The organism is Microbulbifer sp. HZ11 (genome assembly GCF_000708675.1).
Lineage (GTDB): Bacteria > Pseudomonadota > Gammaproteobacteria > Pseudomonadales > Cellvibrionaceae > Microbulbifer.
In genome coordinates this window covers 1786643-1802365 of the sequence record NZ_JELR01000001.1, presented here as the reverse complement: position 1 = coordinate 1802365, position 15723 = coordinate 1786643, and the positions used below count along the sequence as shown (strand labels likewise).

Genomic DNA, 15723 nt, shown 5'->3' with positions numbered 1-15723 from the left:
CAGGTCGGCGGGGCATCCTTGGTGGAGAGATACAGAGCCGCGCATTTCAGCTTAGTCTGCTCTCGCCATTGCGGGCCGAGCCGCTGGATGATTGGCGCACCTTTCTCTGTTTAGGCGATACCGAGGCGACAATTTTGTCCACGGCTTCCTATCGGTAATAGGCGTAGAAATTTGCGGCCAATGAGTCAGCTTGGACTGCGGGATGTGCCGGCGAATCGGGTGCACAACATGAAAAATCTGTGCATTTTGATCCGATCGCCGAGGCAGGGTTTCCGGTTTCAGGAATTATTGGCGCTGTTGATCTTTTCCGCGCACTGAATGGTGACTACCGGGGATTCAGACTGAGGTTGCACCACAAATTCCTGGCGTACATCGCGGTATCCCTGTCGGGTGCCAACGGCGGTGTAACGCCCGGGTTTCAGCGCAATCTGACGCTGTGAGAAGTTGCCCAGCTTGCCCACGTGGTAGATGGTGACCTGGGTGCTCGCATCGGACTGCAGGACAACGGTTACTGGTATTAACGCCTGGGTCAGCGCGGTTTCCAGTGCCTCCACCTGTGCGGTCAGCCGAGGGGTGCCCGCCTTGAGTGCACGGGCATCCGCCAATACTTTGCGCGCGTACTGATTGCGTTTGGACTGGCTTAACTTGAGTGGGTCCTGCAGTAGTTCCTGCAGCTGGTCGTCAAGTTTGGCGCGGGCCTGACTGCGTGCCTTGCCGGTCGCCGCCTCAACAAGGCTGCTGTCGGTCTCAAGTAGCGCGGAATATTGTTCCACGGCTTTGTGCCATTGCTCCTTGCGTTCATGTTTTGACGCACTGGCAAAGAGTCGGTCGATACGCCCTTGCGCCGCACCATTGGCTGCTTGGCGAAGCCCGGCATCCGGGTCGGTGGCGTTTGGCTTGAGTTTTTTCGCCGCACTGAATCGGGATTTGGCTTCTTCGAAATCGCCGTTCCCGATCGCCGCGTACCCCGCAGACATTGCCTCGCTGTAGTCCCGTTCAAGGATTGCTGCATTTACTTCAGGGAGCAGCGCTTTGGCCGGCACCGTATCCCCGTCCAGGGTCAGCGCTTTTTCCAGTTCTGCTTTCGCAGTATCCAGATTGTTTTCGGTAAATGCGTCCTTGCCAGCGGTAACGTGTGGCCAAACCTCATGCAGCTTTTGCGCGCGGTTTTTACCGTTCATCCCGCGGGGGTGATCTTCCGAAATTGTCAGAACCAGATCGAAGGATTTGTTCGCAGCGTCCTGGTCGCCCGTGTCCAGTGCCGCATGACCCGAAGCCAGGTGTTGCTCGATACGCTCAGGGATGCTGTCACGCAATGCCTGCATACCAGCGAGCGCTTCGCGGTACTGTTCCAGGGCCTGCATAAATTTGCGCTGGCGATAAATGGTATCTGCGCCCTCAGCGAGAGCTCGGGCAGCAAAATACTCCTCCGCTGCCCAAGTTTCTACCCGGCGCTCCAGCAGCTCTTCCTGAAGTTGCAGAATATCCTGCAGTATCTTCTGTACATCCCGGCGCTGTTGCATGATCTCCGCTTCTGTGTACGGAGACTCCTGGATTTTGGGTTGTGCCTGTTTACTGCTATCGGTCGCTGCTGTACTGATTATCACCGGTGGCGCTGGTGTATCTACCATTTGCGGCAGCACCCAGAACACACCGACCAGTGCGCCGAGCATTCCGGTACCGAGCGCTATCGGCAGCCAGTTCACTTTGCTTTTTCGACTGTCATTGGATCGGGACGATTTGAGACGATTGGTATTTGCATCGCCTGACGCAGTATCGCCCGCTCCACCAAACGAAAAATCTGCCGGTTGAATAAATGATGGGTCTTTGGGGTCTGAATCGCGGTGTTGCATGGTAATTCCGCTCTGGCCGTCGTTATTGTCCGGAGGCCGCAACCGGATATCGTGTCCGCTCGCGGCCGTCCTCGATTACCTCATTTGGCGCAGTTCGCTGCCGCAGTGTCAGATATCCTGCAGGCCGCCGGTTTCCGCCTGATAGATTTCTTTCAGCAGTTCGCGCCATTGCTGGTACTGGTTCTCCACCGAGCCGGATAGAGTCACGGTACGATCTTCCAGTTCCACAATCTGGGGTTCCACTTCCGCTTCAATGGAATCTCCCAGCTCTTGCAGTGCTTCGATGTGCATCTTGGCTTCGGAGCGACGGTCAAAGCCACTTTTTACCAGGTAGCCGCCACCAGCAACGGCGACGTTTGCCGCCTGACGTGCAGCTCCGCCGCCGGCACCGGCGGTGGCGATACCACCGACGATTGCGGCTACGCCCATAATCGTGTTGTTGCGTGCCTTGCGTTTCATTTCACGCATCTGCTTCACTTCTTCGTAGCTCATGGCGCGCCACTCCTGATAGGGGGTTTCCATGGTTTTTACGAAGGTGTCGTAGTAGCCCTGAAGGGTGTCCACAAAAAGATAGTCCCGCTCGCGGATCTGGCGCACACGCATAAGCATCGGGTCGTTGTCTGCGGGCAGGGAGGTCAGTTGGTAGAGTCCTTCTTCATCCTGGACCAGGTAGCGATCAAAGGCACTGGGTGAAAAGCTCCGCGCAAACTTGATTTCTGAAATGGTCCGCAGTTCGGCAATGTACTGGTCCGAGAGGCGCTGACGGTACATCAGCATGTCATTGGATACTCGGTTGTAGATACCCTGAAATGCGTCGCCTTCTGTTGGATGTTTACGATCATAGGCATAGTGTGAGGCCTGCTCGGTGTACTCTTTGGTAAACCAAAGTTGCCCACGGGAGTCGCGCACAGTGACGGACACCGTGAGCGTTTCACCATCGGACTGGACAATGGTCCCGGTTACCGTCACATCGATATTGGTGCGCTCACTGGGAATCACCCGCACGGCACCCCATCCCTGACTGGATTGCAAAGCGTCGGCCAGGGTTACCGCGATATAGCGGGATTCTGCGCGGCGCAACTCCGGAAATACCAGCTCGTCTTCGTCCAGTTCTTCGCCCTGATCAAGGCCTGCATTGAACTGGACAATACCGACATCCAGCAGGCGGTTTTCCGCAATGGTTTTGTCTTCCACCGTAAGCGGTGTATAGGCCGTGGTGCGCACTTCTGTGGTGGTGCAGCCGGCAATGATCAGGAAACCTGATGCAAGGCTGGCCAGGGCGCTGCGTGCATGCGAGAAAAACATGTCAGTACTCTCTCCCTAGTGTTCGTATATTCCCTGATGACTATTCATCGCTATTTCTGTGATTTTTTATATTTTCTGTATTCTTCCCAGAGTCGTTCGCGCAATTCCGGGTCTGACTCGCGCGTGGCCGCTTCACGAATCTGCCGGGCTACCACATCATCATCGTCGCCGGTGGGTACATCGGCCGGTACCACCGTGGCGCTGCCGCGATGATCAAACTCGCCCTGCCGCCCCTTGGTGGGCAAGCCGGGACCCGTGGCTTGCCCGCTGGAGTTACTCTGCTCAGGGCCCGCGCCACCTTCACCCTGGCCACCTGGCGGAGGTGGGGCGGGCAGTTCGGCTTCTGCGGATTGAATCAGGTCCTCGAGAGATTCACCCGCGGGAACCTCATCTTCGATGGCTTCCTGTTCTTCGGCGGATGCCGGTCGGTTGCGTACATAATCACGCTCGCGCAGGATCATGCCGTCGTAGCTCGCCATGGTGGACTCAAACTGACCTTCCAGTTCCGCCACGCGTTCGGCGCTGCTCATCGGTGCTTCATTCGGCGCGCTGCTGCCACCTGCGGGGCCGCCTGCGCTGGCGGTGGTAGATGACGGCTGGCCGCCGCTCTGTCCGCCGCTCTGTCCACCACTCTGGCTTGCACTTTGTGCGGAGGCCGGGGCAGCACTCGAGGCGCTGCTCGGCGAACCGGATGCACTGGCGCTCGCGGCACTGCTAGAGGCACTGCTAGAAGCGCTTGCGCTGGACGATGACGCACTGGATGAGGCGCTCGAAGATGAACTGCTGGAGACGCTGCTAGCAGTGTTCTGCTCTTCGGAAAAATCGATCTCATCCGGTGGCTCGCCTTCACTGTTGGAGGACGGGTCCGGTGGCATGCGTGACTCATCTGGCCGGCGATCGGAGTCACTGTAAACTGGCGTCGATGGATTGCTGCTCGCTGTGGGGTCGGCATCGCTGCTACTCGAACGAGAGCGACGCTGGGATTCCTGGCCCTGATCTGACGCGGTTGATGCCTGCTTACTGGAGCGCTCACCCGATTCGATACTGGGGAGGGATGTATTCGGCTGCGCCTGACTGCTCGATGTGGAGACGCTCGGACTGCTGCGGCTACTACTGGGCGAACTCGGTGAAGGCATACTGCTCGCCGTGGACGGGCTCGATTGCGAGGACTGGCTGCTCGACGAACTGGATGACTGAGACTGCGACTGCGAAGAACTGGATGAGCTCGACTGTGACTGCTGCGGCTGCGCAGGTGGCTGTTGCTGAGTCTGCTGGTTTTTACAGCCGCTGATCACAGCTGCAAGTACAACCACGGACGCGAGTGCCTTCCAGTTTACGTGGTGTACTTCTTCGGTTGCCGGATTAAAACGGCGCGCAAACTTCCGTAGTGTCATGTGTTATCTCCTGATGCGTTCACGGGCCGCAACGAAATCGTTGCGGCCCGCTTGTTCCATGTCAGTTCGACAGTTTTCCTTTCACTAGGTTTGGGAGTCAGGCGTTATTCGCTGCCAGTTTTCCACTTACCGCGTTTGTCAGGCCAACTTACCTCGATACATCAGTCGAACACTGTCTTAATCATAGATGCTTTAGTCGAATACAAATCGTTGCACGATACCGGTTGTTTCCACCGGTTCGCCGTTCTCGAAGCGGGGGCGGAATTTCGCACGTTTAAGGACGTTGCGTACCCGCGACCGGATACTTACTTTCCCCTCTGGCTGCGCGCTGATAATCCGGATATTGCGCGCCTTGCCAAATGCGGTCACATCGTAGGAAACCGTGACGTAGGAATCCGCCAGGGCTTCACGGTCCTCGTCCAGTAGCGGCAGGCTTGGAAGTGCCGCAGGGTGTCCGAAGATTTCATCAATTTCCTGGTTGGTTGCGCCGTTATCCCAAAGGGCACGGTAGGCTTCGCCATATGTTTCGCGCGCGGAATGCCACTTGTTGAACAGCATGTACCAGTCACCCAGCTCCACTTTTGCCTTGGCCGAGGCCGCTGGCGGTGATGCCGGATTTTTCTGATAAACATCCATAATCTTGGTGATCGCGGTTTTACCAGAGCTGAAACTGTTCATCCGGTAGTGGTCCAGCTGAGCGCGACGCTCATTGGGTACGCTACCGCCACCGAAACCGGTGTTTATCACGATGGCTTCCTGGGGCTCACCGGAATAGGTCGCCAGGTAATAGTTGGTGGCTTTGAGACCGCGCAGTGCTTCTACCAGGCGAAGGTCATTGGCGCCAAAATTCTGTGAAATAATATCTACCGCCAACGCGTAAAGATTGGTGGCGTTGATCAGATGCTCGAATAATGTCGCACCCTTTTCATCAATATAGGCCTGCAGGTGCCAACTGCTTAGCTGGTCGATGATCGGCAACATTCGCGGGTCTTTCTCCCCGTAGTTTTTCGCGTGCAGCCAGAACAGATATTCGTGGTTGTCGTTGGCGTCTTCCCATGCATTCAGCGCGATCTGGCTTTCGATCATCCGCTCGATCATCGGTACCTGATTAAGAGAATAGAGCCCTTCATTGACCCGGTTGATCAGCATGGCGCGGCGGAATTGAGAGATGGCTTCCTCGTGTGCGCCCCGGCGCTGCAATGCATGGCCCAGGCCCAACAGCTGCTCATCAATACCCGCACCGTAGGCGCCGTATTCGGCTTCCATATCTTCAATACGCTGGCGATATTCATCGATCGCCACAGACGGCCGAAGCTGTCGTTTTGGTTTCTCCAGTGGTTTGGATGCGGCTTCTATATATGCCGCGGGTGGAGCCTTGGCATTGTCGGGGGCAGAAAGATTTTCTGCCGCAACAGTGCCACACAGCAGAGCTGAGGCTGTAAACATCAAGCCGATAGCAATTGCGTTGCTGGTATCTGTCTGTGTCACGATTGAACCACTTCCATTTCATGTTGTTCCTGACCTGCCAATTTCCACCTGGGGCGAAATTTGTCAGGCTCGATTTCCTCGCGGCGGTTGATATCCGGGGTAGCCACATAAGTGCCTGCCGCAAAATACGCCGCGCGGAATCTCTCTCCCTGAAGTGTGGTTCGTTCACTTTCCTGCCGGTTGCCCGGTGTGCTGTCGATATCGACGCTGGACTCTGGTGTCGCCGGAAAATCTTTGGCCAACAGATTGGCACTTGCTTCCCTTGCAATTGGCGTTCGCCGTCCATGTATTTTGAGTATAGCCAACGAAATTTCGCGCCTTGCCTCCTCGCGTAGGCAGGCGCGCCACTGACTACCGGGGTACATCTGTTCAGCGCTGCCAGCTCCCCGTTCGTCCCGGGATTCTGAGGAATCCCGCTGGAAGGATGGCTGATGCTTCATGGCTGAATATCGGTCGAGGTACGTGATGTTTATGCCCGCTGGGTTGTTACTGTTCGGGGTTTGCACTCCGGTCCCAACAGTCTGGCAGTCTGTGACCGGGTGGGGGGAAGCTCTCAATTATCCCGGTGCCAAAAATGTCGCCCGCTGGAGGATTCTGTCGGCTGCATACACTTCCTGTGTGCAAGGGGCGCTAGCTTGTCGAGAGTGACCACCGGCCGGCGTCTGAAGAGGGGGCGGCGCTGTGCTATTTGTCTATTTAGTGTCGTGCTGGCGTTGCTCGGAAAAGGTTTGTCCTATTTGTTGCGCTTTAATATTGTGTGTTTTGCTCAGTATTACTTCATAGTATTCTGAGTATTTGGAAAAACTTGGTAATCCGGCCATAATTCGCTGGATTGACCGCATCAGAAATCAGTGGGAGAGCTTTGTGACGATAAAAATACAACCGGAAGCCATCGCCAGCCTGCGTGGTTTCGAACTCCCCGAGCGGCTCGGGTTTGGCACCGTTATGGCCCCAGTCATGTTTCGTGCCCGGTATCAGGATGGCCGCTGGAGCGATGGTGAGCTGATTCCGTATGGCCCTCTGGCGATGGATCCCGCCGCGAAGGTGCTGCACTATGCACAGTCCTGTTTTGAAGGCATGAAGGCCTACCGCTGCGGCAGCCGTGTCGGCCTGTTTCGCCCCGAGCGCAATGCCCAGCGTATGGCCCACTCCGCCCGCCGCCTGTGCATGCCGCCGGTGCCGGAAGCCCTGTTTCTGGACGCGGTTGAGACGGTGGTTGCCCACTGTGCGAACCTGATCCCCGGCAGCAGCGGCGAGTCCCTTTATATCCGTCCATTCCTCATGGGCACCCAGCCTGATCTCGCCGTAACCGCGAGTAAGGCTTACGAGTTTTACGTGATCGCGAGCCCTTCGGAGGCCTATCACGCGGGTAACATGCGTCTGTGGGTTGAGCGGGAAGATAGTCGCGCCGCGGTGGGCGGGACTGGTGATGCCAAAGTGGGCGGTAACTACGCCGCATCACTGCTTAGCATCGCACAGCTCAAGGAGCGTGGTTACGACCAGTCCTTGTGGTTGAACCCGGGAAACCGTCACACGGTAGATGAACTGTCGGGAATGAACTTTTTTGCGGTCATGGATGGGGCTCTGCACACCCCGGCACTAAACGGCTCAATTCTTGAGGGGATAACCCGGGATTCCATGCTCACTCTGGCACGGGATCTGGATATCGAAGTTCACGAGCGAGAAATTGATATCGACGATTTACTGGCGCTCGTGGCCTCCGGCACCTGCAGCGAAGCATTCGCCTGTGGCACCGCGGCTATTGTCAGCCCGATCAGCGAGCTCGGTGATAGCACGCAGCGTTACCGTCTCGCCAGGGCCCCTGGCCCGGTCGCCGAAAAATTACGTGCGGCGTTACTGGATATTCAGGAGGGGCGTGCGGAAGACAGGTTTGGCTGGATGCAAACGGTGCAAATAGCGGATATCTGACGCTTTGCACGTCTTTGTATCCCCATTTTCGGCGCGGACCATGTGGCGGGAGATAAGAAATGCGCCGAAAAAGCGTGCGGAGCTAATTTCGAGTGCTTCCGTAGCACTCTAATACATGCGGTTGTTTCCAGGGGAAACGGCCGCATTTTTATTTGCGCCATTTGTTGCCCCTGCGTTGACTTGCATGACGGAGGTGTTACAAATCTAGGGTGCCTCTGATTAAGCCCCTAACCCATCGGGCTTTCGTAGGCTCCCTAGAGTGCCCCTGATGTATGGGTGCTGGCAATCCATCAAGAGTTTCGCCAATGGGCGATCGCTTGATGAGACAAATAAGAAACTGGAACTTTTGGGAAAAGCCTTTGGCGGTATCCCTCACTTTGACAAGTAGTATCCAGATCAAATTGAGACAGCAGAGTCGAATTGCGCTGTGACTCATTAAAAAGGTTTTCCCCGCGGTTACAAGCCGTGTAGTTCCTCGCGAGTGAGGAGAACGGGAATGCTGAATCATCTCTACGGCCTGATGGTACAACCGCGCAGGCAGTGGCAGGAAATTGCCGGGTTGTCCGAAAAGAGCGTAAATCGCCAGGTCCCTTACGTCATCGTTCTGGCGCTGGTACCCGCGTTGTGCTGGTATTTCGGAACTACGGAAATTGGCTGGAATATCGGTCGTGGTGATCAGGTCCGCACCCTGACAAACAATAGTGCACTGTCTCTGGTTGCGGTGTTCTACGTCACCATGATTCTCGCAGTGGTCGCGGTGGGTTACTTTATCCACTGGATGGCGAAAACCTACGGTGCGAAAACTCACCCGATGAAAGGCATCGTGATTGCGGGGTTTACTGCGACGCCTATCTTTATCGCTGGTGCTGCCGGACTTTATCCCATCTTATGGCTGGACATCCTACTCGCCACCGTGGCGGTCGCCTATGCGGTGTATCTGCTGTACGTGGGAATCCCGATAGTGATGAACGTTTCCGAAGAGCGGGGCTTTCTGTTCGCCAGTGCGGTGGTCACTGTGTGCCTGGTGATGGCGGTCGTGGTGATGGTGGGCACCGTGTTGTTCTGGAGTTTTGTGGCCGGCCCTGTGTTCCAGCACTAGTCGCGGCGGTCTGATATTCAGGTCCCGGGTGCCGGTTCCGCTCGGGACTTGTTCCTTTCTCTTGTCCTATTCCAATCTCCCTGATGCGCCGGTCCCCGAGTGTGCGGGCCGGCTGTCTAGGGGAGCCCTTCCGACCATCCGGTCAAGTTATCTCTGGTTAAAATGAGACAAAGTTCCTTCTGGTGAATTGCCGAGCCCCCGGGGAGGCGATACTATCGGGCTGCTGGCAGTTACGATTTCTGCCTGTTGAAATTGGTACAGTCGTACCATTTAAGAATGGTTGGTTAAAAATGGTCACCATTTCGGGTCTTTCGGACGTTAGTGGCCGCTGCGAACGCACGGATATCACCTCAAATACCAATAAAAAATTTGGAGAAAAAATGAAAACATCGGCGAAATTGGGCGCTCTCTTACTGGCGGCACTGGTCACGGCCTGTACTCCGGAAGAAGAAGCTGCTACCGCAAACAGTGCGGACAGTGCTGATGCTGCGGAATTCCAGAAGCAATTGCTCAAACAATTGATCCAGGCGCAGCCGGGTGATGTCATTGAAATTCCCGAAGGCCGTTTCCAGCTCAATCGCAGTCTGTCACTTAACGTTGATGGTGTGACAATCCGTGGTGCGGGAATGGATAAAACCATTCTTTCCTTCAAGAATCAGATTCAGGGGGCTGAAGGTCTGCTGGTGAATGCCAGTGATTTCACCATTGAAGACCTGGCGATCGAAGACACCATTGGTGATGCCCTCAAGGTCAATGAAGGCAAAAACATTGTCATTCGAGACATCCGTGTTGAGTGGACCAATGGCCCGGCGACCGAAAACGGCGCTTACGGAATTTATCCGGTCCAGACGGAAAATACTCTGGTGGAAGGCACTGTCGCCATTGGCGCATCTGATGCCGGTATTTACGTGGGGCAGTCGCGCAATGTCATCGTGCGCAACAACCGCGCAGAATATAATGTTGCTGGTATTGAAATCGAGAACACTATTGGTGCTGATGTTTACGACAATGTCGCCACGAACAATACCGGTGGCATTCTAGTGTTTAATATGCCGAACCTACCGCAGCCGGGTCACAGTACCCGGGTCTACAACAACAAAGTTTTCAAAAACAACTACGAAAACTTCGGTCACGAAGGGACACCGGTTGCTGCGGTTCCTGCGGGTTCCGGCGTAGTGATCAATTCCAATGATTTTGTGGAAATTTTCAATAACGAAATTTCCGATAATGACACCGCTAATGTCATCGTGAGTAGCTATTTTGCCGCAGGCTATTACAGTGACAAATCCACGCAGGAAAATTTCGACCCCTATCCGGAAGGTATTTATATCTATGACAATACCTTTTCCGGTGGCGGCAAGTCTCCGGATGACCTGGAGCTCAAAGCGTTGAAGATTGCCAAGTTCGGTCTTACTGGCAGTCTGCCGGATGTGTTGTGGGATGGTGCGGTCGACAAGGAAAAAATGGTGGATGGCAAACTTCCGGAAAACCTGAAACTGTGCATTCAGAATGAAGGTGTCGGTATCATCAATGTGGATCTCCAGGGTGGCTACAAGAACATCACCACCGATATCAGTGCACATCAATGCAACCTGAAAAAACTGCCGCAGGTGGTTCTTGATTTCGACAGCAACCAGGAAGAGCCTCAGGAGGAGCAACACGCAATCAATGAGGTAACCGATGCGTAAGTCTGCTTCAATCAGATGGTTCGGGGGGGCGGTACTGGCCCTACTGCTCGCTGGGTGCGGTGCACCCCGTGAGCAGGTCACGGTACATGAACGCAATGCCGTGCCGGACAATCTGAGTCAGTGGCATGTGGTTGAGGCCATCGACGGAAAGCTGTCGCTGAATGCGCGAGTCGTTCCCTACGATCTGAATACCGCACTGTTTACTGATTACGCGCACAAGCTACGCACAGTCTGGATGCCGGAGGGCAGCAGTGCGGAGTACGGTGATGCGGATTTCGATTATCCGGTAGGAACGATCATCAGCAAAACGTTCTATTATCCGCGGGGTGAAGACGGCACCGTCGTGCGTACCGATGATTACAGCGGGGATTTCGCCGGTTCCGGTCTGGACCTGTCGAAGGTGAAGCTGATTGAAACCCGCTTGCTGGTGAAGCGAAGTGATGGTTGGCAGGCGTTGCCCTACGTGTGGAATGATGCCCAGACTGACGCGGTGCTGGAGATCGCAGGAGACGCGAAACGTCTGCAATTGGTCAGTGCCGATGGCAGTGCTGAGGCGTTTACCTACGTCGTGCCTGACTCGAATCAGTGTGCCGGCTGCCACGCCGATAATCACGCGCAGAAAGCCGTACGTCCGATTGGCCCTCGTGCACGTCATCTGAACAAGACGTTCGACTACCGCGATAGTGGCGGGCAGGATGGCGAGCAAAACCAGTTGTTATATTGGCAGCAGGTAGGGTACCTCACCGGTGTGCCGGACCTGGCGGAAGTGCCCCGCAACGTCGACTATGAAGATGCCACTGCATCACTGGAAGATCGCGCTCGTTCCTACCTGGATATCAATTGTGGCCATTGCCACAACCCCAGTGGGCCTGCGGATACCTCCGGCCTGATGTTATACGGGGCTGAGCAGGATCGGCGTAAGCTGGGAGTTTGCAAGCCGCCGGTTGCCGCGGGTACTGGCTCCGGTGACCGACTGTTTGCGATCGTGCCGGGAAGCCCGGACGAATCCATTCTCAATTTCCGCGTGGAGTCCACCGATCCGGGGGCAATGATGCCGGAGCTCGGACGTAGCCTTGCCCATGAAGAAGGCGCCGAGTTGTTGAAAGAGTGGATTGCCTCCTTACCCGGTAACTGCTCCTGACAGTCTCAGCAGGTGGCGGTCAATGACTTCCGCCTGCTGCGAGTCAGTGATGGGAAGCATGGACGAGCGGTGTGTCGGGGGGTATTGTTCTAGCCAATTTTTCCGTGGCCAGATATTCGGGATAAAGGAAGTCCAGTAGCCGGCCAGTTTCGTTGTTTCTCCGCTCATAGTCTTCCAGTAACGCGACATAGGTGCGGAATCGCTCCTGAATCTTGCGCACATAGTCGTAGGGCTCCTGCCCGCGCGCGTAGCCGTAGCGCGCCTTTTCATAGTATTTTTTGTCTGACAGAAGCAGCATTGCGTTCTCGACATTGTTGAACCAGACATTGCGGTCCCAGCCTTTTTCTTCTGCCAGGTCCTGTGCGTCGTAAACATGACCGAGTCCGGCATTGTAGGAGGCCAGGGTGAACCACATCATATTTTCCGGGCTGATTCCCTTGTCTTCGAATTTACGGTGTAGCCACTCCAGGTATTTAAGACCTGCACGCACACTGCTTTCAGGATCAAACAGATTCCTTTCCCCGACCTGCTTTCCTGTGTCCGGCATTACCTGCATCAGGCCGCGAGCGCCCACCCAGGATTTTGCCTTGGGGTTGAATGTGCTCTCCTGAAACATTTGTGCGACTACGAGTCGCCAGTCAAAGTTATATTCATCGGCGTATTTTTTTACGTAATCGTCATAGGGGGAAATCGTTCCATTGGCATTGAGCTCGTCAATCTCAGGGCGGGTGCGCTTGGGGGAATCAAAATATTTGGTATACAGAATGCGCATTTTCTTCTGTGTGCTTTTCTTTGCGAAAAATTTATTGATCGCCTTGAGTAGCTGTGGATTGTTTTCGCGAACCATCCAGCCATAAACGTTATCGTCGATTTCCAGATCAATGAGTTCATCGACATTGGTTCGCCAGGCATGCTCCAGTTTTACGGAGAGGCGATCTGCGATTGCGAGGTCATAGTCGCCATCTGCGACCCGATCGATAATTTCCTGGATGTTGAGCTCTTCCGGTGCCAGTTCGATAATCACTCCCGGAACTTTTTTCTTGAGCTGCCTGGCAACCTCGTAATGGTTGCTGGACTTACGCACGTGGATTGTGCGCCCTTCAAGTTGATCAAGTGACTCAATCTTGTCGCTGTCCTCACCTACAAGAATCACGCGCTCTTTCATATAGGGCGTTGAGAAATCCATACCGCTGTTGTCCCGCTTCTCTGTGGCCGAGAGCAGGGCTGCGGCGATGTCGGCTTTGCCATCTCGCAACATGGTCAAAAGATCGGCATGTGTGGGTGCGACGATAATCTCCAGTCGCAATTTATGCTTTTTCGCGAACGCCTGAGCGAGCTCGAACTCGTAGCCCATAATGCGGCCCTTCCACATGTAGTAGGTGCCAGGGTGGTTGCGAGTTAGTATGCGGATATAGCCTCGCTCACGGATCTCGTCCAGATCCCCAATGGATCGGTTGACAGTCCGGGTGAGTTTGCTGTGCCGGATAAAATCATCCATCGCCTGCAACAGCTCAGGTGAATTTTTTCGAATGGCCCAGCCCACCTCAAATTCCCCGGGGAAGGTATAGTTCTCGATAATATTTTCTTTAAACTGGGAAACCTGCTTGAAAATATGGTTTTCTGCGATGGTGAGGTCGATGTGCCCCTCTGCAACGTCAATCACCAGTTCCACATAGTTTTTCTCGGCGACTTTGAGTTTAAGCCCGGGATACTTCTCTACAAATTTTTGTGCGGCGGTTTCGAAAACGGTGCCTTTGGTTACAGTCAGTGTTTTACCTGAAAGGTCGGTGGAGTCTGAGATAGGTTTTACGTCATCACGTGAAATCAGTACCAGCTGTGTGCTCGCGGTTGGGATTGAGAAGTCGACCTTTTTCTTGCGGGCTTCGTTGATCACCATGTAATTGGCGATAAGGTCGCCTTTCCCTTCATTCAGCAACGGAATCAGCTGATCAAAGTTATTGGCGTACAGAACCACCGGTTCCAGCCCCAACCTGGTGGCCATGCGCTTGGCTTCGCTCAGTTCCAGGTCTTGAATGGTGGCCTCCCTGTGCAGCGAATCACTATTGGAAATGTCTACGAGGATTCGTAGCTTGCCCTGCTTCAGCAGGCCTGGAAGGTCGCCGGTCTCGGTGTAATTGTCATAGGCGTGGATTGGGTATTCACCACTGGTTTCCTGTGGCCATTCGGCTTCGCGACGGAGGTCTTCACGGGACGCGGGGTGCATGTGCGGATCGTCAACCGCTGCGGTGGAAGGGGAACCAGCCGACTCAGCTTCGCCTGCTTCGACTTCTTCGTTATTTTCCGTTTCTGTGTCCGCCTCAGCGGGGGCGGAGGGGCCACCTTCTTCCCGCTGGCAGGCGCCAATAGCGAGAAGGATAACCAAGAGGCAGAAAAACTTACGCCCAAGCACAAACAATCCCATGGTACTTCTGCAGATACATCCGATGTAGTTGTTAAAATTCTAGCTTGCGCGGGGCCTGTCCGTAGTTGGAATGCTTTTTTATCCCGGATATTCGTGCCGGTGACTGGGAAGCCGTAGGCTGAATCGCTGGCGCAGCTATGGTGTATCGTGGGGTGTATCGCGCCGGGCTGGGCGCAAAAATTATTGCAAGTTGAGAGGCGCACCCTGGCCAGTCGTTGGTCAGGGTGGCGCAGGTGATGCAGGGTGGGAGAGTCTTGGCTTATGCGCTCTGGGTATGGAGGCTATTGCTATTGTGCAGCGCAGTGGCATCAGACGCCGGAATCACGCCTTTTACCATCAGGGTGACGGTGCGCTCTAGGAGTGGAGAGTCCACAGATATTGCGCCACTGAGAATCTGGAACTCCAGGTTCAGAATTGTACCGTGCACAATTTGGGCGGCGGCCAGTGGGTCGGCCAGCTGAAGCAGTTCAAAGAACTCAACGATCAGATTCTCGGTGGATTGGTTGGCCATACGCACCGCACGGGTGAGTTGTGGATTGCGTAGCGCTTCATTTTTGAATGCAAGCTCAATAATCCGGTTATCGCGGCTGCCCGCCTGCGAGCGAATGTGGTTTAGCACGAAGCGGGTCAACTGTTGGATAAGCTGGCGGCGTCCGGTGGCTGAATGCATCTGCTCCGGTGTGAGCTGTCGAACGGCGGAAAAGCTTTCTTCCTGCAGGTGGCGAGTCTGGTCAATATTCTGTTCTACAAAATATGTGAACGCATCGCTTATCAGGTCGTCCAGTTGTTTGAAGTAGTAAGTGGTGGCTGCCAGTGGTACTGCGGCCTCTTTTGCCACGGCGCGATGGCGGATGCCGCGAATGCCCTCTTTCACAATCAGGCGAAGGGTAGCCTCTAAAATAGCTTTGCGACGCTGTCGGCTGTCGGCTGTCGGCGCGTTGGGCGCGACGGCCTTGATAGACCAGTTCAGACTTTCCGTTGTCTAACGTCATGGTTGCGAGAATTCCTTTGCAATTTGGGGCGAACAGCTATCGGGAATCGGGAAATACTCGTTCCAGATGAAAATAGCGCGGTTAAAAGGTTGTCGGCAATAGAGCCCGTTCATGTTTTCCGCTCCCGTCGTTTATTGGTCTTATCGTTTGTATCCAGTCTACCGAATGTCACACGTTCATGGCCATGCGTACTTATGACTGACAAGACAGCTTGGGACGGTCGCTCTATTTTATCGATATGAGTCAGGTTAGCCAGCGAGGAATCGCGGATTGTGAGGAAAATCCCATTACGTTTTATTACACGCGGAATTAGTTGAAGTATGCTTCGGGAAACTGGTGAATTTACAGTCTGAATTAACAGAGTCTGTTCATTGTGCTGGTGGAACAGGTTTGAACCGTTAGCGGATACGGG

General features: G+C 54.8%; 11 protein-coding genes. 4 read left to right on the top strand and 7 right to left on the bottom strand.

The genetic code is table 11. The features are described 5' to 3' along the window. Nucleotides 1–278 precede the first annotated feature (278 nt). The 5 genes from AU11_RS07740 to AU11_RS18570 form a co-directional block, all read right to left on the bottom strand. Nucleotides 279–1853 (bottom strand): lipopolysaccharide assembly protein LapB, encoded by a 1575-nt coding sequence (locus AU11_RS07740; protein ID WP_043317685.1) that lies wholly within the window; start codon nucleotides 1851–1853, stop codon nucleotides 279–281. Nucleotides 1854–1961: 108 nt separating this feature from the next. After that, nucleotides 1962–3158, bottom strand: a complete 1197-nt coding sequence (locus tag AU11_RS07735) for a hypothetical protein (protein ID WP_051687027.1) — start codon at nucleotides 3156–3158, stop codon at nucleotides 1962–1964. Nucleotides 3159–3208: 50 nt separating this feature from the next. Next, nucleotides 3209–4552, bottom strand: coding sequence for a hypothetical protein (locus tag AU11_RS18285; RefSeq protein ID WP_156035187.1), 1344 nt, complete (start codon nucleotides 4550–4552; stop codon nucleotides 3209–3211). Nucleotides 4553–4744: 192 nt separating this feature from the next. Then, nucleotides 4745–6040 (bottom strand): hypothetical protein, encoded by a 1296-nt coding sequence (locus tag AU11_RS07720; protein ID WP_043317679.1) that lies wholly within the window; start codon nucleotides 6038–6040, stop codon nucleotides 4745–4747. Then, on the bottom strand, nucleotides 6037–6345 hold the full coding sequence (locus AU11_RS18570; protein WP_156035185.1) for a hypothetical protein: 309 nt from the start codon (nucleotides 6343–6345) through the stop codon (nucleotides 6037–6039). Before AU11_RS18570 ends, AU11_RS07720 begins: the two co-directional genes overlap by 4 nt. Before the next feature lie 559 nt (nucleotides 6346–6904). Between AU11_RS18570 and AU11_RS07710 the strand changes: the two genes are divergently transcribed. From AU11_RS07710 to AU11_RS07695, 4 genes are all read left to right on the top strand, one after another. Next, complete coding sequence (locus AU11_RS07710) at nucleotides 6905–7969, top strand: branched-chain amino acid aminotransferase (protein WP_043318463.1); 1065 nt, start codon at nucleotides 6905–6907, stop codon at nucleotides 7967–7969. 496 nt (nucleotides 7970–8465) lie between these two features. Continuing rightward, nucleotides 8466–9068, top strand: a complete 603-nt coding sequence (locus AU11_RS07705; protein ID WP_043317675.1) for a Yip1 family protein — start codon at nucleotides 8466–8468, stop codon at nucleotides 9066–9068. A 380-nt stretch (nucleotides 9069–9448) separates the two neighbouring features. Next, a complete protein-coding gene (locus tag AU11_RS07700; RefSeq protein ID WP_043318462.1) occupies nucleotides 9449–10756 on the top strand; it encodes a parallel beta-helix domain-containing protein in 1308 nt (435 codons plus the stop codon). After that, nucleotides 10749–11897, top strand: a complete 1149-nt coding sequence (locus AU11_RS07695) for an SO2930 family diheme c-type cytochrome (RefSeq protein WP_043317673.1) — start codon at nucleotides 10749–10751, stop codon at nucleotides 11895–11897. Before AU11_RS07700 ends, AU11_RS07695 begins: the two co-directional genes overlap by 8 nt. Before the next feature lie 43 nt (nucleotides 11898–11940). Here AU11_RS07695 and AU11_RS07690 read toward each other — a convergent pair whose 3' ends face one another. Then, a complete protein-coding gene (locus tag AU11_RS07690; protein ID WP_043317671.1) occupies nucleotides 11941–14319 on the bottom strand; it encodes a transporter substrate-binding domain-containing protein in 2379 nt (792 codons plus the stop codon). A gap of 259 nt (nucleotides 14320–14578) precedes the next feature. Next, nucleotides 14579–15193 carry a TetR/AcrR family transcriptional regulator gene (locus AU11_RS07685; RefSeq protein WP_231491676.1) on the bottom strand — a complete coding sequence of 205 codons (615 nt, stop codon included), beginning with the start codon at nucleotides 15191–15193 and terminating at the stop codon, nucleotides 14579–14581. Between the last annotated feature and the right edge of the window lie 530 nt (nucleotides 15194–15723).

What these genes read in the sequence shown, in the direction of transcription:
- AU11_RS07740 (WP_043317685.1), bottom strand. Translation starts at nt 1,853, where the DNA reads ATGCAACACCGCGATTCAGACCCCAAAGACCCATCATTTATTCAACCG.
- AU11_RS07735 (WP_051687027.1), bottom strand. Translation starts at nt 3,158, where the DNA reads ATGTTTTTCTCGCATGCACGCAGCGCCCTGGCCAGCCTTGCATCAGGT.
- AU11_RS18285 (WP_156035187.1), bottom strand. Translation starts at nt 4,552, where the DNA reads ATGACACTACGGAAGTTTGCGCGCCGTTTTAATCCGGCAACCGAAGAA.
- AU11_RS07705 (WP_043317675.1), top strand. Translation starts at nt 8,466, where the DNA reads ATGCTGAATCATCTCTACGGCCTGATGGTACAACCGCGCAGGCAGTGG.
- AU11_RS07700 (WP_043318462.1), top strand. Translation starts at nt 9,449, where the DNA reads ATGAAAACATCGGCGAAATTGGGCGCTCTCTTACTGGCGGCACTGGTC.
- AU11_RS07695 (WP_043317673.1), top strand. Translation starts at nt 10,749, where the DNA reads ATGCGTAAGTCTGCTTCAATCAGATGGTTCGGGGGGGCGGTACTGGCC.
- AU11_RS07690 (WP_043317671.1), bottom strand. Translation starts at nt 14,319, where the DNA reads ATGGGATTGTTTGTGCTTGGGCGTAAGTTTTTCTGCCTCTTGGTTATC.